At 64.9% G+C, this 24,830-nt stretch carries 22 protein-coding genes and 1 riboswitch; of the genes, 13 read left to right on the top strand and 9 right to left on the bottom strand.

Going from position 1 to position 24,830, the window contains the following annotated elements; genetic code table 11:
• Positions 1–6: 6 nt before the first annotated feature.
• The 7 genes from CSQ92_RS11810 (at position 7) to CSQ92_RS11780 (ending at position 6,819) form a co-directional block, all read left to right on the top strand.
• Entirely contained in the window at positions 7–1,269 is a 1,263-nt protein-coding gene (locus CSQ92_RS11810) for a DEAD/DEAH box helicase (RefSeq protein ID WP_099394200.1), read from the top strand.
• Positions 1,270–1,351: 82 nt separating this feature from the next.
• A complete protein-coding gene (locus tag CSQ92_RS11805; RefSeq protein WP_092606000.1) occupies positions 1,352–1,816 on the top strand; it encodes a hypothetical protein in 465 nt (154 codons plus the stop codon).
• Between the two features lie 147 nt (positions 1,817–1,963).
• Positions 1,964–2,812: a response regulator gene (locus CSQ92_RS11800; protein ID WP_052139955.1), complete on the top strand. Its 849-nt coding sequence runs from the start codon at positions 1,964–1,966 to the stop codon at positions 2,810–2,812.
• 20 nt (positions 2,813–2,832) lie between these two features.
• The gene (locus CSQ92_RS11795) at positions 2,833–3,165 is read left to right on the top strand and encodes a hypothetical protein (RefSeq protein ID WP_099394199.1); all 333 of its coding nucleotides are present in this window, start codon (positions 2,833–2,835) and stop codon (positions 3,163–3,165) included.
• The gene (locus CSQ92_RS11790; RefSeq protein ID WP_099394198.1) at positions 3,162–4,001 is read left to right on the top strand and encodes an HDOD domain-containing protein; all 840 of its coding nucleotides are present in this window, start codon (positions 3,162–3,164) and stop codon (positions 3,999–4,001) included. The genes CSQ92_RS11795 and CSQ92_RS11790 overlap by 4 nt, the downstream gene beginning before the upstream one ends.
• Positions 4,002–4,015: 14 nt before the next feature.
• On the top strand, positions 4,016–5,479 hold the full coding sequence (locus CSQ92_RS11785; RefSeq protein ID WP_099394687.1) for an ATP-binding protein: 1,464 nt from the start codon (positions 4,016–4,018) through the stop codon (positions 5,477–5,479).
• Between the two features lie 14 nt (positions 5,480–5,493).
• Positions 5,494–6,819: an HD domain-containing phosphohydrolase gene (locus tag CSQ92_RS11780; protein ID WP_099394686.1), complete on the top strand. Its 1,326-nt coding sequence runs from the start codon at positions 5,494–5,496 to the stop codon at positions 6,817–6,819.
• Here the strand turns inward: CSQ92_RS11780 and CSQ92_RS11775 are convergent.
• From CSQ92_RS11775 to CSQ92_RS11755, 5 genes are all read right to left on the bottom strand, one after another.
• A complete protein-coding gene (locus tag CSQ92_RS11775) occupies positions 6,816–8,144 on the bottom strand; it encodes an ATP-binding protein (protein ID WP_099394197.1) in 1,329 nt (442 codons plus the stop codon). The genes CSQ92_RS11780 and CSQ92_RS11775 overlap by 4 nt on opposite strands.
• Positions 8,145–8,231: 87 nt before the next feature.
• Positions 8,232–8,903, bottom strand: coding sequence for a hypothetical protein (locus tag CSQ92_RS11770; protein WP_099394196.1), 672 nt, complete (start codon positions 8,901–8,903; stop codon positions 8,232–8,234).
• Positions 8,900–9,931, bottom strand: a complete 1,032-nt coding sequence (locus tag CSQ92_RS11765) for an MlaD family protein (protein ID WP_099394195.1) — start codon at positions 9,929–9,931, stop codon at positions 8,900–8,902. Before CSQ92_RS11765 ends, CSQ92_RS11770 begins: the two co-directional genes overlap by 4 nt.
• A gap of 55 nt (positions 9,932–9,986) precedes the next feature.
• A complete protein-coding gene (locus CSQ92_RS11760; RefSeq protein WP_092605990.1) occupies positions 9,987–10,805 on the bottom strand; it encodes an MlaE family ABC transporter permease in 819 nt (272 codons plus the stop codon).
• Positions 10,806–10,866: 61 nt separating this feature from the next.
• Complete coding sequence (locus CSQ92_RS11755) at positions 10,867–11,742, bottom strand: LysR family transcriptional regulator (protein ID WP_099394194.1); 876 nt, start codon at positions 11,740–11,742, stop codon at positions 10,867–10,869.
• Between the two features lie 134 nt (positions 11,743–11,876).
• Here CSQ92_RS11755 and CSQ92_RS11750 point away from each other — a divergent pair, with 134 nt between their 5' ends.
• Positions 11,877–13,253, top strand: a complete 1,377-nt coding sequence (locus CSQ92_RS11750; protein WP_099394685.1) for an MFS transporter — start codon at positions 11,877–11,879, stop codon at positions 13,251–13,253.
• Position 13,254: 1 nt separating this feature from the next.
• Here the strand turns inward: CSQ92_RS11750 and ribB are convergent, their stop codons facing one another.
• Positions 13,255–13,902 carry a 3,4-dihydroxy-2-butanone-4-phosphate synthase gene (gene ribB / locus CSQ92_RS11745; RefSeq protein WP_034779300.1) on the bottom strand — a complete coding sequence of 216 codons (648 nt, stop codon included), beginning with the start codon at positions 13,900–13,902 and terminating at the stop codon, positions 13,255–13,257.
• A 95-nt stretch (positions 13,903–13,997) separates the two neighbouring features.
• Positions 13,998–14,148, bottom strand: a riboswitch (FMN riboswitch).
• A gap of 185 nt (positions 14,149–14,333) precedes the next feature.
• Between ribB and CSQ92_RS11740 the strand changes: the two genes are divergently transcribed.
• The 5 genes from CSQ92_RS11740 to CSQ92_RS11720 all read left to right on the top strand — a co-directional run bounded on the left by CSQ92_RS11740 (position 14,334) and on the right by CSQ92_RS11720 (position 21,244).
• Positions 14,334–17,168 carry a M16 family metallopeptidase gene (locus CSQ92_RS11740; RefSeq protein ID WP_099394193.1) on the top strand — a complete coding sequence of 945 codons (2,835 nt, stop codon included), beginning with the start codon at positions 14,334–14,336 and terminating at the stop codon, positions 17,166–17,168.
• A gap of 93 nt (positions 17,169–17,261) precedes the next feature.
• Positions 17,262–17,459, top strand: a complete 198-nt coding sequence (locus CSQ92_RS11735) for a hypothetical protein (protein WP_010399555.1) — start codon at positions 17,262–17,264, stop codon at positions 17,457–17,459.
• A gap of 144 nt (positions 17,460–17,603) precedes the next feature.
• Complete coding sequence (locus tag CSQ92_RS11730) at positions 17,604–19,187, top strand: methyl-accepting chemotaxis protein (RefSeq protein WP_099394192.1); 1,584 nt, start codon at positions 17,604–17,606, stop codon at positions 19,185–19,187.
• 86 nt (positions 19,188–19,273) lie between these two features.
• Complete coding sequence (locus tag CSQ92_RS11725) at positions 19,274–20,143, top strand: ThiF family adenylyltransferase (RefSeq protein ID WP_099394191.1); 870 nt, start codon at positions 19,274–19,276, stop codon at positions 20,141–20,143.
• Positions 20,144–21,244 (top strand): nitroreductase family protein, encoded by a 1,101-nt coding sequence (locus CSQ92_RS11720; protein ID WP_099394190.1) that lies wholly within the window; start codon positions 20,144–20,146, stop codon positions 21,242–21,244.
• Between the two features lie 26 nt (positions 21,245–21,270).
• Here the strand turns inward: CSQ92_RS11720 and CSQ92_RS11715 are convergent, their stop codons facing one another.
• The 3 genes from CSQ92_RS11715 to CSQ92_RS11705 all read right to left on the bottom strand — a co-directional run bounded on the left by CSQ92_RS11715 (position 21,271) and on the right by CSQ92_RS11705 (position 24,776).
• A complete protein-coding gene (locus tag CSQ92_RS11715) occupies positions 21,271–22,266 on the bottom strand; it encodes an EDSAP-1 family PEP-CTERM protein (RefSeq protein WP_099394189.1) in 996 nt (331 codons plus the stop codon).
• Positions 22,267–22,375: 109 nt separating this feature from the next.
• Entirely contained in the window at positions 22,376–23,356 is a 981-nt protein-coding gene (locus CSQ92_RS11710) for an EDSAP-1 family PEP-CTERM protein (protein ID WP_070280200.1), read from the bottom strand.
• Positions 23,357–23,543: 187 nt separating this feature from the next.
• Positions 23,544–24,776, bottom strand: a complete 1,233-nt coding sequence (locus CSQ92_RS11705; RefSeq protein ID WP_143450351.1) for a glycosyltransferase — start codon at positions 24,774–24,776, stop codon at positions 23,544–23,546.
• Positions 24,777–24,830: the final 54 nt, after the last annotated feature.

The following is a 24,830-nucleotide window of genomic DNA, read 5'->3' as shown; positions in this document are numbered from 1 at the left end:
CCCGCTATGCCATTTTCCTCACTGGGTCTGATTCCCTCCCTGGTCCGCGCCGTCGACAAGGCCGGCTATGCCGCGCCGACGGCCATCCAGGCGGCCGCCATTCCCGTCATCCTGCGCGGCAGCGACGTACTGGGCGCGGCGCAGACGGGTTCCGGCAAGACGGCCGCCTACGCGCTGCCGCTGCTGCAGGCGCTGATGGCGCCGGCCTCCGGTCCGCGCCAGGTGCGCGCGCTGATCCTCGTGCCTACGCGCGAGCTGGCGGCGCAGGTGGGGCAGACGGTGCACGCGCTGGCCAAGCCGCTGCCGATCAAACTGAAGATTTCCGTGCTGTTCGGCGGCGTGTCGATCAATCCGCAGATGATGGACTTGCGTGGCGGCGCCGATATCGTCGTCGCCACGCCGGGCCGCCTGCTGGACCTGGTGCGCCAGAATGCCGTCAAATTGGGCGGCGTGTCGCTGTTCGTCCTGGATGAAGCCGACCGTTTGCTCGACATGGGTTTCAGCGAGGAAATCAACGCCATCCTGGCGCTGCTGCCCAAGCAGCGGCAAAACCTGTTCTTCTCCGCCACCTTCCCCGACAGCGTGCAGGCACTGGCCGACAGGCTGCTCAAGGAGCCCGTGCGCATCGAAGTGGCGTCCGAACCGCAGGACAAGCCCGACATCGTGCAGCGGGCCATCACGGTCGACGTGCCGCGCCGCACGCAGCTGCTGCGCTACCTGATCCTGCAGCAGCAGTGGGAGCGTGTGCTGGTATTTGTCGCCACCAAGTACGCGGCCGAACACGTGGCCGACAAGCTGCAGCGCGCGGGCTTGCACGTGGGCGCCTTTCACGGTGAATTCAGCCAGGGCACGCGCAGCCAGCTGCTGGCCGACTTCAAGGCGTGCCGCTTGCAGGTGCTGGTGGCCACCGACGTGGCCGCGCGCGGCATCGACATCGCCGGCCTGCCTGCCGTCGTCAATTACGACTTGCCCCGCTCGGCCGTCGACTACACGCACCGCATCGGCCGCACGGGCCGCGCCGGCGAAAGCGGCACGGCCATCAGCTTCGTGACGGCCGATACGGAAGCGCATTTCCGCCTGATCGAAAATCGCAACGACTTGCGCATCGTGCGCGAAGTGGTGGCCGGTTTCGAGCCGACGGAACTGCCCGCGCCCGTGAGCACCGTGACGGACACGGTGAACGGCGGCGTGAAGGGGGCGCGCAAGAGCAAGAAGGATAAATTGCGCGAAGCGGCAGCCCTGGCGGCGAAGGCGGCCGAGGGCAATTAAATCGCCCTTATGTGCGCTAGCCGCTTGAACGGCTGGCCGTCCCGCTTTAAGATGATGTTTCTATAAAGCAAGGGGACTGTTGATGCACATGACATTCATCACGCGCGCGGGCGCTCTGGCTTGCGCGCTGGCGCTGGCAGGCTGTGCCGGCATGGGCGGAAAAAGTGATGGCAGCGGCATGCAGATGCCGGGCAAGACGCCTGCCGATGCCGCCGTGGCCGCCACATGGTACAACCCGCCCAGCGAATTTCCCGGCATTTGCCTGACCCAGTTCAAGGATGGCAGCCTGCGTTTCGATGGCGGCTTCGCCTTCTATAATCCGGGCCGCTGGGCGTATGACAGCGCCACGTCCGAGCTGCGTTTGCAACTGGCGCCGACGCCATCGCTGGAACTGTCGCACGCGCAAATCGTGCAGCACATGAACCTGCTGCGCATCGAGGCGGACAAGAGCACGCTGGTGTATGGGGTGAAAGCCGATACCAAGGCCATCGGCCTGGGCGGTTTTGTGTTTTACCGCGATACGCCTTGCCCGGCACGGCGCGGATAGGTAGCGGATAAATGCCATACAGGAATATTTAGTCGTATAATTTCAACGCAAGCTGGCTGCCGCGCAAGACTCGCAAGACTGTCCCGCGTAGCAGATTCCCCTTCCAGGCAAGCTCCGATATCGCCGCGGCGATGAGAGGATGGTCCGATGGATGTGCACGACGAACAGGGTATGCCAGGGATTGTGGCGGCGGACGCCGTGGCGCCACCGCGCACCTTGCTGCTGGTCGATGACGAGCCGAATATCCTCGCTTCTCTCAAGCGCCTGCTGCGGCGCGATGGCTACCATATCCTGACGGCGGGCAGCGGCCAGGAAGGGCTGGAGGTGCTGGCCAGCCATGCCGTCGACGTGATCGTGTCGGACCAGCGCATGCCCGGCATGCTGGGCGCCGACTTCCTGCGCAAGGCCAAGCTGCTGTGTCCGCAAACCATCCGCATCATGCTGTCGGGCTATACCGAGTTGCAGGCCGTCACGGATGCCGTTAACGAGGGCGCCATCTTCAAGTTCCTTACCAAACCATGGGAAGACCATCAGCTGCGCGAGCATATCGCCGAAGCCTTTCGCCTGAAGGGCATCGATGACGACAATGTGCGGCTCAATGCGCAGTTGCGCGAGGTCAACCTGGCGCTGGCGGCAGCCAATGCCGCCATGCAGGCGCTGGTGAGCCAGCAGCAGCATCAGATCAGCCGCGACGAAGTCAGCCTGGGCATCGCGCGCGAGTTGCTGCAATTTCTGCCGCTGCCCGTGATCGGGCTCGATGAGGACGGCATGATCGCCTTCATCAACGCGGCGGCGGCCAATCTGTTCGAACGGGGTGCGGCCCTGCTGGGCAACGAGGCGGCGATCGTCTTGCCGCAGCTGTTCGGCGGGCAGGGCGCACCTTGCCTGGCCGCCATCGATGGCCAGCCGTATGCCGTGGCGATCCATCCGATGGGCATGCATTCGCGTTCGCGCGGCAGCCTGGTCACCCTGAGCCGTCATGGAGCGGGTACATGAGTATAAGCGTGAGTACAAGCGTGAGTGACAGCGGCCGCGAGATTTCCATGGAGCAGGCGCAGGAAGGCATGGTGCTGGCGCAGGCGCTGAGCGACGCCAGCGGCGCCGTGCTGCTGGCCCAGGGCGCCATTCTGACGGCGGCGAACCTGACGGCCTTGCGCAGGCGCAATGTGGAGCGCTGCCACGTCGTCATGGACGAGGCGATTGACCCCGCCGCGCAGGCGCATGCCGAGCAGGAACGGGCGCGCCGCCTGGAACGGCTGGCCGTGCTGTTCCGCGCCACGCCGCCCGATTCCGCAGGGGCGGAACTGCTGGCGCTGCTGCAGCGCTACCGGCAAGGGGGCGCGGCATGACAAGGCTCAGTTTTGAACACATCATCCGCCAGATACAGGAACTGCCTTCGCTGCCGGTGGTGGTGCTGGAGCTGCTGTCGAGCATGGACCAGGACGACACGGACGTGCATGTGCTGGCGCAAAAGATCGAGCTGGACCAGGCCCTGGCGGCCAAGACCCTGCGCATCGCCAACTCCTCGTTCTACGGCATGCAATCGAAGGTCACCAGCATTCCGCAAGCCGTTTCCGTACTGGGTTTTCACAGCATCCGCACCGTCGTCACGGCCTGCGCGCTGACGGGCAGTTTCGCGCCCGTCAGCGGCGGCTTCGATTTCCAGGCGTTCTGGCGCCATTCGCTGGCCACGGCCATCGCCGCGCGCCTGCTGGCGCCGCACTTGCGCGTCAATCCCGAAACGGCGTTCACGGCGGGACTGCTGCACGACCTGGGCACCCTGGTGCTGGTGACGCGCTTCCCGGCGGAGCACGCGCTCGTGCGCAGCCACCGCCAGGCGCATGACTGCCAGATGGCCGACGCGGAACTGGCCGTCATCGGCATCGACCACGCGCAGGTGGGCAGCGCCCTGGCCGCCTACTGGAAGTTTCCCGAGGCGATACAGCAGGCGGTGGCCGACCACCACGCCATCGACCGGCTGGAGGCGGGCGGCTTGCCGCTGGCCGTGCATCTGGCCAATGCCGTCGCCTTGGCGCTCGACCTGGCCGGCGTCGATGATGCGCTGGTGCCGCCCCTGTCGCCCGCGGGCTGGCGCAGCGTCGCGCTGGAGGAGCAGGCCTGGCTGGCGCTGCTGCGGCAAACGGAACACACCTTCGATGAAATGTCGCGGATCATGCTGGCATGAACAGGATACAGGCCATGGAAACAGACGCAGGGCAGGCACTGTCCGCCACGCCGGAACGCCGCCAGGGCGATTCCATCGCGCTGTCGGCGTTTTTCGATGGCCATCCCGTGGCCACTTTCGCCATCGACACGGACCACGTGATCACGCACTGGAACAGCGCCTGCGAACAGTTGACGGGCTTTACGGCCGCCGAGATGGTCGGCACGCGCGACCACTGGAAGGCGTTTTATCCGCAGCCGCGCGCCTGCCTGGCCGACCTGCTGGTGGCCGACGATATCGCGCTCGGCGAAAATGACCTCTACCTCGGCAAGCTGAAGCGCTCTCCCGTGATCCCGGGCGCCTTTGAGGCCGAGGATTTCTTTGCCGATATCGGCCCCGAAGGCCACTGGCTGCATTTCACGGCGGCGCCCCTGCGCGACCGCCAGGGACGCCTGGTGGGCGCCATCGAAACCCTGCGCGACGTGAGCGAGCGGCGCCTTGCGGAACTGGCGCTGCGCAAGGCGCACGACAACCTGGAACACCTGGTGGCCAAGCGCACGGCCCAGCTGGCCGACATGAACGAGCGCCTGGCCGACGATATCCGCCAGCGCCAGATCGCCGATCTCGAATTGCGCGAGCGTAACCTGGCCCTGACGGAATTGAACAGCAAGCTGTCGCTGGCCCAGCAAAAACTGCTGCAGTCGGAAAAACTGGCCTCGATCGGCCAGCTGGCCGCCGGCGTGGCGCACGAGATCAACAATCCCATCGGCTATGTGTTTTCCAATGTCGGCACGCTGGAAGGGTATCTGGACGACCTGTTCAGCATGCTCGACGCCTATGAGGAAGCGGAACCGGCCGTCGCCGACCCCGTGGTGGCGGCGCGCCTGCGGGCGCTGCGCGAACAGGTCGACCTGGACTTCCTGCGCACCGACATTCCGCTGCTGATGGGCGAGTCGAAGGAAGGCATTGCGCGCGTGCGCCGCATCGTGCAGGACCTGAAGGATTTTTCGCGCACGGATGCGCACCAGGAGTGGGTCTGGGCCGACCTGCGCCAGGGCATCGACACCACGCTCAATATCGTGAATAACGAGGTCAAGTACAAGGCCGACGTGGTGCGCGAGTACGCCGACATTCCCGATATCGAATGCCAGCCTTCCGAACTGAACCAGGTGATCATGAACCTGGTCGTCAACGCGGCCCACGCCATGGGCGAGGCGCGCGGATGCATCACCCTGCGCACGGGCAGCGACAACGCGACGGAAGTGTGGATCGAGGTCGAGGACACGGGCGGCGGCATCGCGCCCGAACACCTGTCGCGCATCTTCGACCCGTTCTTCACCACCAAGGCCGTCGGCAAGGGCACGGGGCTGGGCCTGTCGCTGGCCTACACCACGGTGCAGAAACATCACGGCCGCATCGACGTGCGCAGCATCATCGGCCGCGGCACCACCTTCCGCATCACCTTGCCCGTGCGCCAGGCGCAGGCCGTCGCACCATGACCGAACAGGACAGCATGAGCACCAGTACCAGCGCCAGCACCGCGGCCGCGCCGCCCACCATCCTGTGCGTCGATGACGAACCGAATATCCTCTCGTCGCTGCGCCGGCTGTTCCGCCCGCACGGCTACCGCGTACTGACGGCCGACGGCGGCGCGGCCGGCCTGGCCCTGCTCGAGAGCGAGACGGTGGACCTGGTCATTTCCGACATGCGCATGCCGCACATGGATGGCGCGCAGTTCCTGGCCCAGGTGCGCCAGCGCTGGCCCGGCGCCATGCGCTTGCTGCTGACCGGCTATGCCGACATCCAGTCCATCCTCGATGCTATCAACCAGGGCGAGATCTACCGCTACGTGACCAAGCCGTGGGACGAGAACGATATCGTGCTGGTGGTGCGCCACGCGCTGGAACGGCGCGCGCTGGAGCAGGAAAAACTGCGCCTGGAAGCGCTGACGGCCAGCCAGAACGTGGAGCTGCAGGCGCTCAACGCCAGCCTGGAAGCGAAGGTGGCCACGCGCACGCAGCAGCTGAAGCAGTCGCACGACGAAGTGCAGGCGGCCAACGAGCGCCTGAAGGCCACGTTCGTGACGACGATCAAGGTGTTTTCCAACCTGATCGAGATGCGCGGTGGCAAGCTGGCCGGCCATGCGCGGCGGGTGGCCGAGCTGTCGCGCAAGCTGGCGCAGGCGCTGGGCCTGGAAGGGCAGGAGGCGCGCGACGTGTTCATCGCGGCCCTGCTCAAGGATATCGGCAAGCTCAGCTTGAGCGACGATGTGCTGGAGTTGCCGGCCAGCGCCTGGACGGGCGAGCAGCTGGCGGCGTTCCGCAAGCATCCGCTGCGCGCCGAACAATTATTGATGGCGCTCGAGGAGCTGCGCGCCGTTTCCGTGATCCTGCGCTCGCAGCTCGAGCGCTTCGACGGCGGCGGCTTTCCCGATGGCCTGGTGGGCCTGGCCATTCCGATGGGGGCGCGCATCCTCGCGCTGGCGTCGGACTACGACGGCTTGCAGATCGGCGCCATGGTGCAGCGCAGCCTGCGCGCCGAAGAGGCCCGCAGCCTGATCTACGACAGCGTCGGCAAGCGCTACGACCCGGCCGTGGTGGCCGCTTTCCGCAGCATCATGGAAGAGACGGAACCGCCGGCGCGCGACTTGACCGTGCTGTCGGGCCAGCTGGAACCGGGGATGGTGCTGTCGCGCGACCTGATCAGCCGCGATGGCTTGATGCTGCTGGCGGCCGAGCATGTGCTGACGGCCCGCGTGATCGCCCAGCTGCTCGACTTCGAAAGCAAGAATGGCGGCCGCCTCAGCATCCGCGTGTATGTGCCCGTCAAGCAGGGCTAGGACGCGGCCCTGGCCGCTGGCGGCGATACGGGCAGGTGCACGGTAAAGCGCGTGCCGCGGCCCACTTCCGAGGCCACGTCGATGCGTCCGCCGTGCTTGTTGACGATGCCGTATGAGAGCGACAGGCCCAGGCCCGTGCCGCTGCCGACGGCCTTGGTGGTGAAGAACGGTTCGAAGATGCGGTTCAGGTGCTCGGGCGCGATGCCGGCGCCCGTGTCGCCGATCTCCACCCAGACCCAGTCGTCCGCATGGCCGGTGCGGATGCTGATCACGCCGTCGCTGCTGATGGCCTGGCCCGCGTTGACGAGCAGGTTCATGAAGACCTGGTTCAGCTGCGAGGCAAGGCACAGTATCGGCGGCAGTTCGCCATATTGCTTCTCGATGCGCGCCTTGTATTTCAATTCATTGGCGACGATATTCAGGGTGCTGTCCAGGCCCGCATGCAGGCTGGCCACTTGCCAGTCCGTCTCGCCCACGTGGGAAAAATCCTTCAGCGCCTGCACGATGTCGCGCACGCGTTTGAGGCCATCCATCGATTCGCGCACCAGGTCGCCGATGTCGTCCTGCAGGAAGGCCAGGTCGGCCTGCGCGCGCACCTGGACCACGTGCGCGGCCAGGGCCGGGCCGTCGAGCGGCTCGCGCATCGCCGCCTCATACTGGGCGATGACGTCGAACAGGGTGCCGACATAGGCTTGTAGCGAACTCATGTTCGAATTGACGAAGCCGATCGGGTTATTGATTTCATGCGCGATGCCGGCCGCCAGCTGGCCGATGGACGCCATCTTTTCCGATTGCAGCAACTGGTCGTGCGCTTCCTGCAGCTTGCTGATCAGTAGTTGCTGCTCTTCGCCGCGCGCCTGCAGCATCGCTTCCATGCGCTTGCGTTCCGTGATGTCCGTCAGCGAGCCGATCACTTCGAACGGCACGCCATGCTCGTCGCGCACGAGGCGCAGGCTGTCGTGCATCCACAGATAGCTGCCGTCGCGCACGCGGAAACGGTATTCGTAGGCGCGCGCGCCTTCGACGAATATCTGCGCCAGGCTGGAAAAAATCCCGGGCGCATCGTCGGGGTGGATATGGTCGAACCAGAAATTGGGGTCGGCCACCATCTCCTCGGGCTGGTAGCCCAGCACATTCAGGGCATTGTTGCTGACAAACGTCATCTTGAAGTCGCCGCTGGGCACTGTGCAATAGATGATGGAGGGAGTATTGTCGAGCAGGTATTGCAGGCGCACGGCCGTGGCGGCCGGTGCATCATCGCCAGGCGCCGCCCCGGCATGCCGGCCGGTATCGGGAGTGGAAAGGTCGAAATCCTCGAACTGCATCGTCACACCTCGCTGCCTGCACGGCATAGCTGTCATCCTGCTTCGATTATGCCTGATTCCGCCTGCCTTGGGCCGGCATCGGCGCGATCAGGGGGCCAGCGGCTGCTCGACGATTGCCATGCGCCGCGCGATGCGCTGCGCCGCCTGCGTGTCGCCCGCCTGTTCGGCACGCAGGCGCTGCACGCCCAGCCACGCCAGCAGCGGCCGGCGCCAGCCCTGGTCCGAGGCGGTGGCCACGGCCGTATCGAGCAGTTCCGGCGTGGCGCGGCTGGCACGCAGCAGCACGCCGGCCGCCACCAGTTGCGACAGCGGGTCCTTGATGGCCGCCACGGCGCTGGCGGCGGCCGTGTCGGAGCTGGCGCTGGCGGCCGCCCGCTGCGCTTCCGGCAGCAGGGCGACGTCGGCCGCCTGCGCCTTGCCGGCCAGCCAGGCCGCATACGCGCGGTCGGCGGCTGTCGCATCGGCTTGCAGGGCGTCAAAGCCGCTGCAGTCCTCGAACGCCAGGCTGGCCACGCGCGTGGCGCAGCGCAGCAGTTCGATGCGCGCCACGAGTTCAAGCTTGCCCGTGCCGGCCACCTGGCTGCGGGCACGCCGGAATTCCGTCTGCTCGACAAGGGCGTTGCCGCCCAGGTAGGCCGCCTGGAAGCGCTCGACGGAACTTTGCGCATTCATTTTCCAGTCCGGCACGGGCGGGCCGCTGGAGCAGGCGGCAAGCAAGGTGCACAGCAGGGCGGCGATGGCGGGGCGGGATATTTTCATGGCAGTTTGATCTCCGGATTGCGCTTGAACGGCCATTTGCGGTTGATTTCATTGACCAGCTGCTCGACCTTGCGCAGATTGCTTTCCACGTCGGCGCGCAGCGGACCCAGGTCGGCTGTCGCCGCCTTGGCATTGGCGCCCACGGCCTGCGCCTCGACCAGCACGGCGTCGACTTTTTTCAGGCTGTTGCGGGTGTCGGCCAGCAGGGCGTTCAGCTGCACGATGGTCGCCTGCGCATCCGTCATCACGCCCTTGTCGCCGAAGACGCGCGTATCGGCATTCGCCACCAGGCCATCCGTGCGGCGGGCCAGCTGGTCCGCCGTGATCAGCAGGGCGTTGGCCCGCTCGACCAGCAGGCGCGACTGCTTGTCGTCGCCCGTCAGCAAGCCCATGGCGCCGCCCGGGCCGCTCAGCTTGCCGGTGACGGCCTGCACATTGCGCAAGGTGCCGTCGAGCGCGGAATCGGTGCCCGTCAGGCTGGCCACGTTGTTCAGCAAGTCCTTGGCGGCGGCCAGCAGGCGGGGGATTTCCGCAGCCATGTCGCCCACCAGCAAGTCGCGCGTGGCGTCGTCGGGTAGCGGCGGGTCCGTCAGGATACCGCTGTAGGCGCGCAGCTTGGCGCCGCCCACGATGCCACGTTCCAGGGTGAAGATGGAGCTGGTGCGCAGCCAGTGCGCGTCTTTTCTCGGCACGTCGATGATGACGCGCGCGCGGCCGTCCGGCGCCAGCTCGATGCGTTGCACGCGGCCGATGGGAAAGCCGGAAAAGGTCAGGTCGGCGCCCACGCCGACGCCGTCGGAATCGTCGGCCGTCAGCACCAGCGTCTGCGTGGCTTCGAAGGCGCCGCGCGCATACATAAGGTAGACGACGGAGCCGACCACCAGCACGAACATGAAGACGAGCAGGATGGCCGCCTTCAGTTCGGCGTGGCGCACGGGCGGCGGGGCGGGCAGCACGGAATCTTGCGTGAGACCGGCGGGCGCCGTGACGTCGACCTGGTCGGGATTCGGGGGGTGGCTCTGGCTCATGGCTTCTGGCTCTCGTATGGGTGGTTCGGGATCGCTGGCGGTGGCGTGCGGGGCATCAGTAGTAATTGCCCATCAGCGAAGCCACTTCGACCAGCAGGATGACGGAAAACAGGCGCAGCATTTCGGACAGGCCGTGCGCGGCCCACAGGCGGTTGCGCCGGCCGTGCGGCTCCTCCGGATAATAGGAAGAGGCCAGCGGGATCAGGGCCACGGCAAAGCTGAAGAAGATGACCTTGAGCATCAGGATCAGGGCCACGGCCGGATTGAATATTTGCCCCACGACGCGCGTGTAGCCCTGCAGCGCCCACGGCGTAAAACCGTAGATGGTGACATAGGCGAGGATGAGCGATGTGACGCAGCTGACGATGGCCAGCATCCACACGGCGAAGATGCCCGACATGACGCGCGGAAAGTATTCGCGGCGCAGCAGGTCGACGCCCTGGCGCTGCATTTTCTCGAGCATGCCGGACGAGCGCATTTGCGCGAACGCAATGCCGTCGGGCAAGGTCAGGCGCAGCGCCACGAACAGGGCGGCCGTCAGCGGTATCAGTTCCAGCACCAGCACGCGCACCACCATTTCCAGCGCATAGCGCGACAGGCCGTAGCTTTGCGCGCTGACGACGACGATGCGTATCAGCACCAGGCTGACCAGCGCGCAGGCGACGCTGAACCAGACGAGGTTCGGCGCCGTATTCGTCACCAGGCGGTGCGCGAGGATGGGGCGGTTGTCGCGGTTATAGCTCGATGGCGACAGGGCCAGCGAAAACACGAGGATGGCGAAATGCAACATGCGCCACCAGCTGACCAGCCAGGCCATGGTGGCCCGGTGCAGGCGGCGCAGGCTGATGATGAGGGAGACGGATAGGGTCATCATGGCATCTTAACATTGGATGCGTTCGATACAAGCGATTGTCCAGCAGTGCACGGCAGGCCCGCTATTGGCCGGCCACGCTGGCGACGCTGTGGATAATCGCGTCGGCCGCCGCCCGTACCCGGGCAGAGCGGTTCAGGTCGGCATGCATGACCAGCCACACGTCGTAGCTTTCCGCCCGCTCGGGCCAGATGCGCACGAGCTGCGGGTCGATGTCGCCCAGGTGCGTGGCCAGTTCGGCCACGCCCAGGCCCGCGCGCGTGGCTTCCTGCAGCATCGCCGCCGAGTTCACTTCCATGGCGACCCGGGCGTTGGCGACGGGTTCGCCGGCGATTTTCTCCGCATGGCGGGGCGTCACGGAATGGTGGTAGATGACGATGTCGTGGCCGGCCAGCGCCGTGCCGCGCACGGGTTCGCCCCGTTCGGCCAGGTAGCTTTTCGACGCATACAGGCCCAGGCTGCGCTTGACGAGGTGGCGCGAGATCAGGTCCGGGTCGGTGGGACGCACGCCGCGCACGGCCAGGTCCGCTTCGCGCCGCGTCAGGCTGGCCAGCGCGGGCGCCACGTTGAGCACGATGCGGATGTCCGGATGGGCCGCATGCAGCTGCTGCATGGCGCGGATGACGAAATGGCTGGCCATGGTGTCGGTGGTGGCCACGCGCACCAGGCCGCTTAAACGATTGTCGATGCCCTGCATCTCGCGCTGCAGCTTGTCGGCCGCCCGTTCCATGGCTTCGGCCGCCGTGAGCGCCAGTTCGCCGGCCGGCGTGGGCACGTAGCCTGACGGCGTGCGCAGGAACAGGGTGGCGCCCAGCGAGCTTTCCAGCGCGGCCAGGCGGCGCCCGCACGTGGCCTGGTCGATGTGCAGCAGGGCCGCCGCGCCGCGCAGGGTGCCGGCCCGGCCGATGGCCAGAAAGATGCGCGCGTTATCCCAGTCCATAAGCCCAGTCCATGACTTGTTTTCCTGTCGTTATCTTGATGCATTTTTGCATCATAGTGTTGATTTTATGCCTGTTTACTGCATCATGCAACGCTCGCATAATGGCTGCCCCGCTGTCCCTGCAAGGAAATACCATGTCCGCCCCCACACCGCGCCGCGCCAGCGGCTTCATCCTGCTGACCCTGGCGTTCGGCTTCGTCATGGCGATGATCGACGTCACGGCCGTCAACGTGGCCCTGTCCGATATCGCGCTGGACCTGGCCATACCGCTGACGGGCCTGGTCTGGGTGGTCGACGGCTACACCCTGACGTTTGCCGCGCTGCTGCTGGCCGGCGGCGCGCTGGCCGACCGCTACGGCCCGAAAGCCGTGTATCAGGGCGGCCTGGGCGTCTTCCTCCTCGGCTCGATCCTGTGCGGCGCCGCGCCCGACGGGCATTTCCTCACCGCCGCGCGCTTGCTGCAGGGGGCGGGCGCGGCCCTGTTCATGCCCAGTTCCCTGAGCTTGCTCACGCACAGCTTTGACGACGAGCGCGAGCGCACGCGCATGCTGGGCGCCTGGTCGGCACTGGTGGGCGTGGCCGGCGCGTCCGGCCCCTTGATCGGCGGCATACTTGTGCACCAGTTCGGCTGGCGCAGCGTGTTCTGGGTGAATGTGCCGCTGGGCGTGCTGGCCATCGTCATGGCGCAAGTGCTGCTGGCCGCGCCGGCGCGCCAGCCGCGCGATCTGTCGCTGCTCAGCCATGCCCTGGGCGTGGCGGCGCTGGCGGGCCTCAGTTTCGTGCTGATCGAAGGTCCCGTGCTGGGCTGGCTGTCGCCGGGCGTGCTGGCGGCGGGGGCCTTGACGGTGCTATCCGCCGGGCAATTGCTGCAGCGCGAGCGCAGCGGCAGCCATCCGCTGTTGCCGCGCGCACTGTTCCACAGCAGCAGCTTTGGCGCGGCCAATGGCGTGGGTTTCCTGATCAATTTCTGCGTGTTCGGCCAGCTGTTCTTATTGAGCCTGTTCCTGCAGCAGTCGGGCGGCGCCGATGCCTTGCAGTCGGGCTTGCGCCTGCTGCCCATGATGGCGGCCTATACGGTGGGAAACTTTATGGCGGGAAGTATTGCGGCGCGTTATGGCACGCGCTTGCCCATGCTGCTAGGCTTGCTGGTGGGCGCTGGCATGGCCTTGCTGCTGATGGCCTTGCGTCCGGGCATGCCATATTTCCTGCTGGCGCTGGGCACGGCCGTCATGAACGTGGCCATCGGCATCGCCATTCCCGCCATGACGGCCACCGTGATGCGGGTGGCCGGCAAGCAGCATGCGAACAGCGCGGCGGCAGCCCTGAATGCGAACCGCCAGATCGGCGCGCTGGTGGGAGTGGCCCTGATCGGCAGCATCCTGCACATGGTGCCGGACTGGTCGCTGCGCTTGCCGCTGGCCTACGCGACGATTGCCGCCGCGTATGGCCTGGCGGCGGGCCTCGTGTACAAGCATGTACATTTGCCCAAGGCCGTGGCCGCCTTAAGCTAGCTTACTGTTCGCGCGTGCTGCGCCACTCCACCAGTTCCTCGATGGTGAGGATCGGCATGCCGTGCAATTCGGCGAAGCGTTCGATATCGTCGCCGCGCATCATGGTGCCGTCCGGGTTCATCAGCTCGCACAGCACGGCGGCCGGGTTCAGGCCCGCCATGCGCGACAGGTCGACGGAGCCTTCCGTGTGGCCACGGCGCTCGAGCACGCCACCGGGCGCGGCGCGCAGGGGAAACACGTGGCCAGGGCGCACCAGGTCGGATGGCTTGGCATCCTTGGCGATGGCGGCGCGGATGGTGGTCACGCGGTCGGCGGCCGACACGCCCGTCGTGACGCCGTCGCGCGCCTCGATGGAGACCGTGAACGGCGTGCCGTAGCGGCTGCCATTGTCGGACGACATGGGCGGCAATTCCAGCGCGCTGACGACGTCCGTCGGCAGGCACAGGCAGACGATGCCGCTGCATTCGCGGATCAGCAGGGCCATGGTTTCGTTCGTCAATTTTTCGGCCGACAGGATCAAATCGGCTTCGTTTTCACGGTCGAAATCGTCGAGCAGGATGACAGGAATGCCGGCGCGCATGGCGGCCAGGGCGGATTGGATGCGACCTTCCAGGTCGTTGGAAAGCAGGGTGTAGCTGTTGACTAACATGGTGAAACGCTCCTCGCATAGGCGAAAAACGCTGCAGGGCAAGCGAATAGACGCAGCCGGCCGCATCGACAGGTCGATCGGACATCGCGTTTACTGCACATCTTCTTTCATCCGGACTATACCGTCGGCTCTGGAGTCACACCAGATCTGCTGACCTTATCAGGCGAAACCTGACAAGCGCTCGCGGGCTTGACCGTTGCCGGTCTTACCGCCGGTGGGGAATCGCACCCCGCCCCGAAGACGTATTGTTGTGCCGGTCCACATGACCGGCGGCAATACTTTAGCACAATTGAAAGAAGCTGGCAGGGCACTGTTGAGTTTCTCATTCGGCAAAGTTGCCTGGGGAAAGCAGTTCTTCCTAAGCTGTTTTTAATGGCGGAAAGACGATTTCAGTGTAAGGTACGCTTACTGAATCTTACCGTTGAGAATACATGAAGCTGAGTAAATTACGCCTGATCTCGGGCGCCGTCTTGCTGGCGTGCGCCTGCATGGCCCAGGCAGAAATCCGTTTGAGCGATCCCCTGCCGCTGGCACCAGAAGTTACGGTCGGAAAACTGCCGAACGGCTTGACCTATTACATCAAGAAAAATGCCCGTCCCGCGCAAAAAGTGGAATTGCGCCTGGTGGTGAAAGCCGGTTCCATCCTGGAAGATGACGACCAGCAAGGCCTGGCCCATTTCACGGAACACATGGCCTTCAATGGCTCCACGCATTTCAAGCGCAATGAACTGATTTCCTATCTGCAATCGATCGGCGTGAAGTTCGGCGCCGACCTGAATGCCTACACGAGCTTTGATGAAACCGTGTACGTGCTGCCGATTCCGACGAACAAGAAGGAAAACCTGGAAAAGGGTTTTCTCGTGCTGGAAGACTGGGCGCATGGCTTGAAATTCAATCCGGCCGACATCAACAGCGAGCGCGGCATCGTGTTGGAAGAGGCGCGCCTGGGCAAGGGCGCCAGCGACCGCATGAACAAGATCCTGTATCCGAAGCTACTGAACGGTTCGCGCTATGCGGAACGCATGCCGATCGGCAAGGAATCCGTCTTGAAGACGTTCAAGCCGGAAGCCATCAAGCGTTTCTACAAGGATTGGTACCGTCCCGACCTGATGGCCGTGATGGTGGTCGGTGATGTGGAACCGAAACAGGCTGAAAAACTGATCCAGCAGCATTTCGGCAAACTGAAAAATCCCGTGAAACCGCGTCCGCGCCTGTATGCGGAAGTGCCGCAGCGCTCGCAAACGGAAGCGCTGGTGATCACGGACAAGGAAGCGCCGGACGACACCGTCTTCATCCGCTACCCGATCCGCGCCGCGCAGGAGCCCGTCACCATTGCCGACTACCGCCGCCAGATGATCGAAAACCTGTATGGGCAAATGCTCAGCGCGCGCATGCAGGAATTGACGCAGCAAGCCAATCCCCCGTTCATCCAGGGTGGCAGCAGCATGGGCAAGCTGGTGCGCGGCTATGAATCGTTCAGCGCGTATGCCTTGTTGGGCAAGGGCGGCGTGCAGCCGGCCGTCGATGCGCTGGTGCAGGAAGATGAGCGGGCGCGCCGCTTCGGTTTCAGCCAGGATGAGCTGGACCGCGCGCGCAAGAACATGCTGCGCAATTACGAGCGCGCGTACAGCGAGCGCGACAAGTCCGATTCGGCCGGTTTCGTGGCCGAGTATTCGCGTAACTTCCTGGAGCAGGAAGCCATCCCCGGCATCGCCAATGAATTGCTGTACGCGCAGGAACTCTTGCCGCAGGTAACTCTGCAGGAAATCAACGAGACGGTGGCCAAGGTGATTCCCGACCAGCAGAAGAAACTGGTGGTCTTCATGGGCGCCGAGCCGAAAGCGGGCGCCAGCGTGCCGACGCAGCAGCAATTGCTCGACGCGGTGGCGAAGGCCGAGCAGCAAACCATCGAGCCGCGCACGGAAAAAGTCCTGGCCAGCAAGCTGATGGACGGCCCGCCGGCCGGCGGCAGCATCGCCTCGGAAAAGTTGAATAGCGCCATCGGCGTGACGGAACTGACCCTGGGCAATGGCGTGCGCGTGCTGCTCAAACCCACGGACTTCAAGAATGACCAGGTGCTGATGGGCTCGACGCGTTTCGGCGGCCAGTCGCTGTTTGGCGATGCCGACATCTACAACGCCCGCTACGCGAGCGCCGTGGTCGGCAGCATGGGCCTGAAAGACCTGGCGCCGCTGGACTTGCAGAAAGTGCTGGCCGGCAAGACGGTCAACGTGGGCGCTTCGCTGGGCGAACTGAGCGAAGGCTTTGGCGGCTCGGCCAGCAGTGCCGACGTGGAGGCCATGCTGCAGCTGGTGTACCTGTATTTCAACGACGTGCGCAAGGATGCGGGCCTGTATCAGTCCTTCATCGGCAAGCAGCAGGACCTGGCGAAAAACAGCATGGCGCAGCCGGAGGCCGTGTTTTACGATGCCATCCAGCACGCCATGTTTGGCGACAACCCGCGCATCGATGGCGTGCCGCGCGTGGCCGACTTCGACAAGGTGGGCCTGGACCGTTCGCTGGAAATCTTCCGCCAGCGTTTTTCCAGCGCGCGCGGCATGACCTTTATCTTCACGGGCAGCTTCGAGCTCGACAAGATCAAGCCCCTGATCGCCAGCTACCTGGGCACCTTGCCCGTGGCCGACGTGCCGCACGCCTACCGCGACGTGGGCATGCGCCCGGTGACCGGGATCGTCAAGAAGGATATCTACATGGGCAGCGAGCCCAAAAGCACGATTTCCATCACCTTCAATGGCGACGTGGCGTATTCGGACGAGCAAAAGCTGACCCTGCAGGCGCTGGGCGAGGTGCTGAACCTGAAAGTCATCGAAGTGCTGCGCGAAAAGATGAGCATGATCTATGGCGGCGGCTTTGAAACCTCGATGGGCCAGCATCCGTACGGCCATTACTCGGTGGCCTTGAACTTGCCCACCGGACCGGAAAACGTGGACAAGGTGATCGCCGCGGCGTTTGCCGAAATCAACAAGATGAAGACGGACGGGCCATCCGCGGCGGACCTGGAAAAGGTCAAGCTGAACTGGATCACGCGCCAGCAGAAATCCTTGCGGGAAAACAATTACTGGATGAACCAATTGATGGGTTCGGTAACGCAGGGGCGCGACCCCGCGCACATCCTGCGCTACGAGCAGCGCGTGCGCGCCATCACGCCGCAAGCCGTGAAACTGGCGGCGCAGCGCTACCTGGACATGCACAATTATGTGCAGGTAGTGCTGTATCCGGAACGTAAAAACGTTGCAGCCAAGTAAGCTTCATTGTTGAACTGCAGGGGCGGCAGTGTAGCGAAGCTGTTAAACTGCTGCTTATTGATGTGATCGCAATTTAACAAGCAAGGAAATACGATGGCTAAGAAAGAAGAACTCGATCCGGAAACCCTGGAGTTGATCAACTGGTGTATCGAGGTCGAAGGCTTCCTCGTGGCGGGCGGCGCCACCGTGGCGCAGGCGCAGGACCACATCGAAGAGCAGGTCGAGTGGTTTACCGACCAGTTCTACGACGGCTTGACGCCGGAAGAGGCAGCCAAGGAAGCCTTGGCCTGACCTTTCAGTCAGACTTCAGCAAGACATATGCGGGCGGTGCCTGCCGGGCATCAGCCTGGTAGCGCCGCCCGCTTTGCTTTTCTGAAAAGATTTCCATATGGAAATTGTTTATAATTCCACATTTTATTCTTTACCCAGGCACCCATGACACTCCGTTCGCGCATTCTCCTCCTGTGTTTCAGCACCTTGCTGGGCATCGTCCTCATCGCCTCGTTTTCCCTGTATTCCTTGCGCCAGACCATGATGGCGGAAAGGGTGGAGCAGCTGACGGTGCTGGTGGAATTGGCGAATGCCTCGGTGGAAAAGGCGTATGCGCTGGAACAGTCGGGCAAGCTCACGCGTGAACAGGCGCAGCAGCAGGCCAAGCTGGCCATCGGCAGCTTCGTCAAGGACGAGATGTATTATTTCGTGCGCGATTTCAGCACGGACTTGCTGTACGTGCACCCGAATGCGTCGCGCATCGGTACGCCGCAAAAGAACATGAAGCAGTCGGGCGACCGCTACCGCGCGGCCCTGGCCACCAGCCGCATCGGCCTGGTGCAGGCGGACGGCACACGTCCGGGCGTGAAGGACCCGGTGGCGAAGATGTATGCCGTGGTGAAATTTGCGCCGTGGGATTGGCTGATCGGCACAGGCACGTATATCGATGACATCAACCACAAATTCTGGGCCCAGGCGGGCGTGCTGCTGGCCATCGGCGGCGCGCTGATGCTGGTGGTGGGCGCCCTGGCGGCCTTGATGCTGCGCCGCATCCTGGGCCAGCTCGGTGGCGAACCCGACTATGCAGCGGCCATCGTGGCGCAAATCGCCAAGGGCGACCTGACGACGCAGATCGATACGCGCCCCGGCGATACGTCCAGTTTGCTGATGGCGATCAAGGCCATGCGCGACAACCTGGCGCATCTGGTGAGCCAGGTGCGCACCGATGCGGAATCCATTTCCACGGCGTCGGGTGAGATCGCTTCCGGCAACCACGACCTGTCGGCGCGCACGGAACAGCAGGCGGGATCGCTGGAAGAGACGGCCTCGACCATGGAAGAAATGACCTCGACCGTGCGTCAGAATGCGGACAATGCGCGCCAGGCGAACCAGCTGGCTATTTCTGCCTCGCAAGTGGCGAGCCAGGCGGGCGGTGTCGTGAGCCAGGTGGTCGACACCATGGGCGCCATCAATGCCTCGTCGAAGAAGATCGGCGACATCATCGCCGTCATCGACGGCATCGCCTTCCAGACGAATATCCTGGCCCTGAATGCGGCCGTGGAAGCGGCGCGCGCGGGCGAGCAGGGCCGTGGCTTCGCCGTCGTCGCCAGCGAGGTGCGCAACCTGGCGCAGCGTTCGGCTGCGGCCGCCAAGGAGATCAAGCAATTGATCGACAGTTCCGCCGAGCAAGTGGGCGCCGGTGAAAAACTGGTGGCGCTGGCGGGCGAGACGATGGAAAAAGTCGTCTCCAGCGTGCAGCATGTGACCGATATCGTGGCCGAGATTTCCTCGGCCAGCGCCGAGCAAAGCGCTGGCATCGAGCAGATCAACCAGGCCATCGTCGAGATGGACAACATGACGCAGCAAAACTCGGCCCTCGTCGAGCAGGCGTCGGCGGCGGCGCAAGCGATGAACGAGCAGGCGGCGGGGCTGGCGCAGATCGTCAGCGTGTTCAAGGTGGGTGCAGTGGCGCCGGCCGCGGCAGCACTACAGCGCAGCGTGCCTGCGGCGCGGCGCCTGACGCGCTAAGCGCTTTTTTCTGTCACTGGGGAACTTAACCCCGGCTCACCTGTCCAAACTTTTTCGTCCGCACTGGACGCACAGAAGAGGTGAGCATGACAGACGGTTTTTCCTATCACGCGGCGTTCGCCCGCAACCTGGGCTGGGTCACGCAGGCGGAGCAGGATAGCTTGCGCGGCAAGCGCGTGGCCATCGCCGGCATGGGCGGCGTCGGTGGCGTGCATTTGCTGACCCTGGCGCGGCTCGGTATCGGCGCCTTCCACATCGCCGATTTCGACACCTTCGATATCGCCAACTTCAACCGCCAGGCCGGCGCCATGGTCTCCACCCTGGGGCAGCCCAAGGTGGCCGTGCTGGCGCAGATGGCACGTGACATCAATCCCGAACTTGAGATTAAACAATTTCCAGACGGTATACACGACAGCAACCTGGCCGAGTTTTTTGCCGGTGTCGACCTGTATGTGGATGGCCTGGATTTCTTCGCCTTTCCCGCGCGCCAGGCTACCTTCGCCACCTGCGCCCGCCTGGACATCCCCGCCATCACGGCCGCACCGCTGGGCATGGGCACGGCCGTGCTCAGCTTCATGCCGGGCGGCATGACGTTCGAAGAGTATTTTGGCTGGGGCGACTTGCCCGAGGAAGAGAAAGCCTTGCGTTTCCTGGTCGGATTGGCGCCGGCCGGCTTGCACGGCCCCTATCTGGTCGACCCGTCCGCCATCAACCTGAAGGAGCGGCGCGGGCCGTCGACCATCATGGGCTGCCAGCTGTGCGCGGGCGCGGCCGCCACGGAAGCCTTGAAGATATTGTTAAAGCGGGGCAAGGTGATGGCGGCGCCGCACGGCATGCATTTCGACGCCTACCGCAACAAGCTCGTGCATACCTGGCGTCCGGGCGGCAACCGTCATCCGCTGCAGCGCCTGACGATGGCCATCATCAAGCGGCGCCGCGCGGCGCAGGGGGCATAAATGGCGCAAGCACCGCAGATCGATCCCGTACTGGAAAACATCCTCGACCAGGCGCGCTGGGCGCCCAGCGGCGACAACACGCAGCCGTGGCGCTTTGAAGTCGTGGACCCGCGGCACGTGGTCGTGCATGGCTTCGATACGCGCAGCCATTGCGTGTATGACCTCGACGGCCATCCCAGCCAGCTATCGCTCGGTGCCTTGCTCGAAAGCATGGCACTGGCGGCCAGCAGCCATGGCTTGCGCATGGAAGCGCGCCGGCGTCTGTCCATGCCCGACACGCTACCCACCTTCGATGTGCGCCTGGTCGACAGTCCCGGCATGCAGCCCGACCCGCTGGCGGCCTTCTTGCCGCAGCGCAGTGTGCAGCGGCGCCGGCTCAGCACGCGCAGCTTGCGCGCCAGCGAAAAGGCGGTGCTGGCGGCCAGCTTGCCGCCCGGGTACGGCGTGCAGTGGTTCGAAGGCGGGCGCGCGCGCCTGGCCTGCGCCCGCCTGATGTTCGACAATGCGAAGCTGCGCCTGACCATGCCCGAGGCGCACAAGGTGCACCGCGACGTCATCGAATGGGGCGCGCGCTTCAGCAGCGACCGCATCCCGGAGCAGGCGCTCGGCGTCGACCCGATGACGGCGCGCCTGATGCGCTGGGTCATGCACAGCTGGCGCCGCGTGGATTTTTTCAATACCTGGCTGGCTGGCACCGTCGCGCCGCGCCTGCAGATGGATTTGCTGCCGGGCCTGTATTGCGCCGCGCATTTCATGCTGCTGGCCGATGCGCCGCCGCGCCACATCGACGATTACGTGGCGGCCGGCCGCGCCATGCAGCGCTTCTGGCTGACGGCCACGCAGCTGGGCCTGCAATTGCAGCCGGAATTGACGCCGCTGATCTTTACCCGCTATGTGCGCGAACGGCGCACTTTTTCGCGCACCGATGGCATGCAGGAGCTGGCGCAGGAGCTGGCCGCGCAATGCCAGGCCGTACTGGGCGCCACGGCGGTTGAGCGGGCCGTGTTTCTCGGGCGCATAGGCGCCGGGCCGGCGGCCAGTGCGCGCTCGCTGCGCCGTCCGCTGCAAGACTTGCTGGTGGCGCCAACGGTGGGGCAGTAAGGCGCGCGTGACGCCATGCGCGCGCCTCAGCCTTGTCGGCGCCGTGGCGCCAGGCTGGCCAGCGCTGCCAGGCCAGCCGCCAATAGCGGCAAGGTTCCCGGCAGCGCCACTGGCGTGACGCCTGGCACGTAGACCAGTTCGGAACTGTTCAGCATGTTCAACACCAGCGTGTAGTTGCCCGCCACCAGGTGATCCGTGACGGCGCTGTATTGCCCGCCGCACGTCGTGCCGATGCCGGTGCCTGTGGGGGCGCCGCAGCCGCTGGGGTCGTAGGTGAACATGCTGCCGCTGGTGAGCGGCGTTTGCGCGTAGCCCGTATTGAGGTTGGTGGCATCGGCCAGTTCGGTGCCGCCCAGGATGTCGGAACCGAGGTTGCCGTCGGGCGCCCAGCTGAAGACGATCTGGCCATGTTCATCGATGATGCTAAACGTCATCGCCATATTCGTGGTGGCCGCCGAGCCTGTGCCGGCCAAGGCGTCCAGGTACAGCTGCATGAAGGGCTGGGCCTGGAAGTCGAAGGCCATAGTTGCGCCCGGTTGGCCGACGACAAAATTGACGGTCATCGCGGTGCTGGAACCATTGCGTCCCGAGGCGTCGGCGCTGCCGCCGCCCTCCAGGAAGGTTTCTGCCGCGTTTACGGTATGTGTGCTGGTCGAGCCCGGTGGAAAGGGGGGGATTTGCGAGGTGACGATTTGCGCCTCGCCGCGCGCATACGAGGCATTGCCCATGCCTTGCCGGGTAAAGTCGTTTTCTCCCTTGGTGACGGCGCCGCGTGTCGCTTGCGGCGCGTCGATCTCATTGCTGCCGCCCTTGATGATGCTGCTGCCGTTGAGCGTGGCGGTGGTGCGCGACAGGTCGATGTTGCTGAGCAGGGAGACGGAGCCGGAGGGATTGCTGATGACCAGGCCAAAGACACTGGTGTACGAATAGCCGTAGGCGGCGGCGCTGGCGGTGCCGCTGCTGGCCAGCAGCACAAAGGCGAACAAGACCATTGGCAGTCGGGTGCAAGAAAATGTCGTCATGAAAAATCCTCATCTCCTGATCGGCCGCGTTGTAAGGAAAACCGACAGGCTTGCCACATAAAAAAGGCGAGGAGAGCCTCCTCGCCTGTGAATCCCCCTGTTGCCTGGTTCAGGCGGCAACCTTGCGGCGACGGGCATAGCCCAGGCCAGCCAGGCCCAGGCCCAGCAGAGCCAGGGTACCGGGCTCAGGCGCGGCCTGTTTCACCAGATCCACGCTTTCCACCGCATTCAGTGTCAAGGTGTAGTTGCCGGCTGTTAAAGCATTGCTGACGGAGCTGAAGTTGCTGCCGCACGCGGTGCCGACACCGGTGCCCGTGGGCGTGCCGCAGCCGGATGGGTCGTAGGTGAACAGATTGCCGCGCGTGAGGAAATTGGTCGCCAGGCTGGTGTTCAGGTTGGCGCCATCGGCGTTTTCCGTGCCGCCCGAGATGCCCGAGCCGATCACGCCATCGGGCGTCCAGTTGAACACGGTTGCGCCGGTCGCATCCGTGATGGTGAAGGTGACGACCAGGTTGGCCGTGGCGGTGGACAGCTGCCCGACCGTGCTTTGCAGGAAGACCTGCATGAAGGGCGAGGCCAGGAAGTCAAAGCTCAGCGTCGCCGTGGGCGAACCGACGATGAAATCGACGGAGAAGCCCGTGGTCGAGCCATTGCGCCCGGACGCATCGGCCGTGCCGGCGGGGCCGTCCAGGTGGGCTTCGGCCACGTTCACCACCTGGGTGGAGGTGGAGCCGGGCGGGAACGAAGGGAACTGCGTGCTGACGATCTGCGCATCGCCGCGCGAATAGGTGTTGGTGGGGCCTTGCTGTGTGAAGTCGTTCTCGCCTTTGGTGACGGCGCCGACGTTGGCGCGGAGGGCATCGAGCGAGCCGGCGCCGCCATTGATGACGCTTACGCCATTCAGGGTGGCCGTGCTGCGCGAGATGGTGGTGCTGTTGGCCACCGTGATCTGGCCCGTTGGCACGCCGATCACGAGGCCGAAGATGTTGTTGTAGGAATAGCCGTAGGCGCCCGCCTGTGCGCTACCTGCGGCGCACAGCATGGCCAGTGCCGCAGCGGCCGGGAGCAGTTTCAGTTTCGAGAGTTTCATTGTATTCACCTCGTGGTTGAGTGAGTCTGGAAGTCTTGCTGAGTCCTGTCGGCAGGTGCTCATGGCCAGTACCTAGCGACTTCCATGCCAACGCATGAGGCCCTTTTGAAATCAATGACTTGGCGTGTTTTTGTTGATGCGGTGCAGGCTTTGCCGGACTCGCTGTAAGAAAAACCGACGCTGCCCGTCAAGGCTGGCTGCCTTGCGGCAACGAGCCCAGCAGGGCGTGCACATGGGGTAGCAAGCGTTGCCCTGGCACATAGTCGCGCATGGCCGTGGCCAGCTGGCGCGCCGCCAGCTTGGCCCGGCCATCGTCGAGCATGCGCGTGGCGGCATGGCGCAGGGCGGTTTCCTGGAAGCGGTCGGCGCGCAGCAGCAGGCCGGCCCCGGCCTCCGTGATGCCGTGCATGTTGAGGAATTGATCGAGGTTGCCGGCGATACCGATGACGGGTACGCCCGCCGTCAGCGCCTGCTGGCTGGTGGGGCTGCCACCGTTGCAGATCACCAGGCTGGCGCGCCGTGCGGCCACATCGCCCGGCAGAAAGGGCGCGACATAGGCGTTCGGCGGCACGGCGTCGACGCGGATGGTGCCGGCCGTGGCTGCCAATACGGTGACAGGCAGGGGGGCCAGCGCGCGCAGCACGCGCGGCAGCAACTGCCCCTGGCCGGAACTGCCCAGGGTGACATAGATGATGGGTCGTCCGCTGCTCAGTTCCGGACGCTGCCACCAGTCCGGCAAGTCGAGCGGCGGCGCCCAGATGATGGCGCCCAGATAGTCGTGCGCGGACGGCATGGCGTGCGGCGGGAACAGTTGCGGAATATCCGCATACAAGGTGCGGTCGGCATCCGTATAGATGCGCCGCAAGTCGCTGCCCAAGGATGGCAGGCCATGGCGGCGGCGCACGCGGTTCAGGGGCACGGCATGCGAGGCGAAGGCCAGCGGGCGGATCAGGCGGAACAGGGGGGCGGCCAGCCAGATCGGCAGCAGGCTTGTCAGGGGCAGGCTGGGCACCGTGTAGTGCTGGCGCACGTACGGACTCCAATAGGCATTGCTGAGCGTAATGTAGGGAATGCGCTGCAGGCGCGCGCTGACCGACAGCGACAGGCGGAAGTCGCCGATCACGAGGTCAGGCCGGACGGCATTGAGCAGGCGCAAGTCGTCTTCCACGTACGCGTGCAGGGTGCTTTCCGTGTAGACAGGCTTGCCGTCGGCCAGCGCCTGCAGGAATTGCAGCGATGAAATGCTATCGATGCGCCAGCGCCGGAAGGAGGCTTGCTTGAAACAAAAGTCATAGCCATCGGCGCAGGCAAAATGCACCTCATATTCGTCCTCGTCGAGTCCCTGGGCCAGGCTCAGGGGGCGGCCGACGTGGGCCAGGGTCACTGCCTCGGCCATAAAGAGGATTTTCTTGCGCACCATGGGGATCGCTTGCACTCGCAGGAGAGAGACCTGCCAGGTTGGAGTGGCGCCACG

It is taken from the genome of Janthinobacterium sp. BJB446, assembly GCF_002735655.1.
Lineage (GTDB): Bacteria > Pseudomonadota > Gammaproteobacteria > Burkholderiales > Burkholderiaceae_D > Janthinobacterium > Janthinobacterium lividum.
The sequence above is the reverse complement of the archived record's forward strand: the minus strand, read 5'-3'. Positions and strand labels throughout refer to the sequence as shown.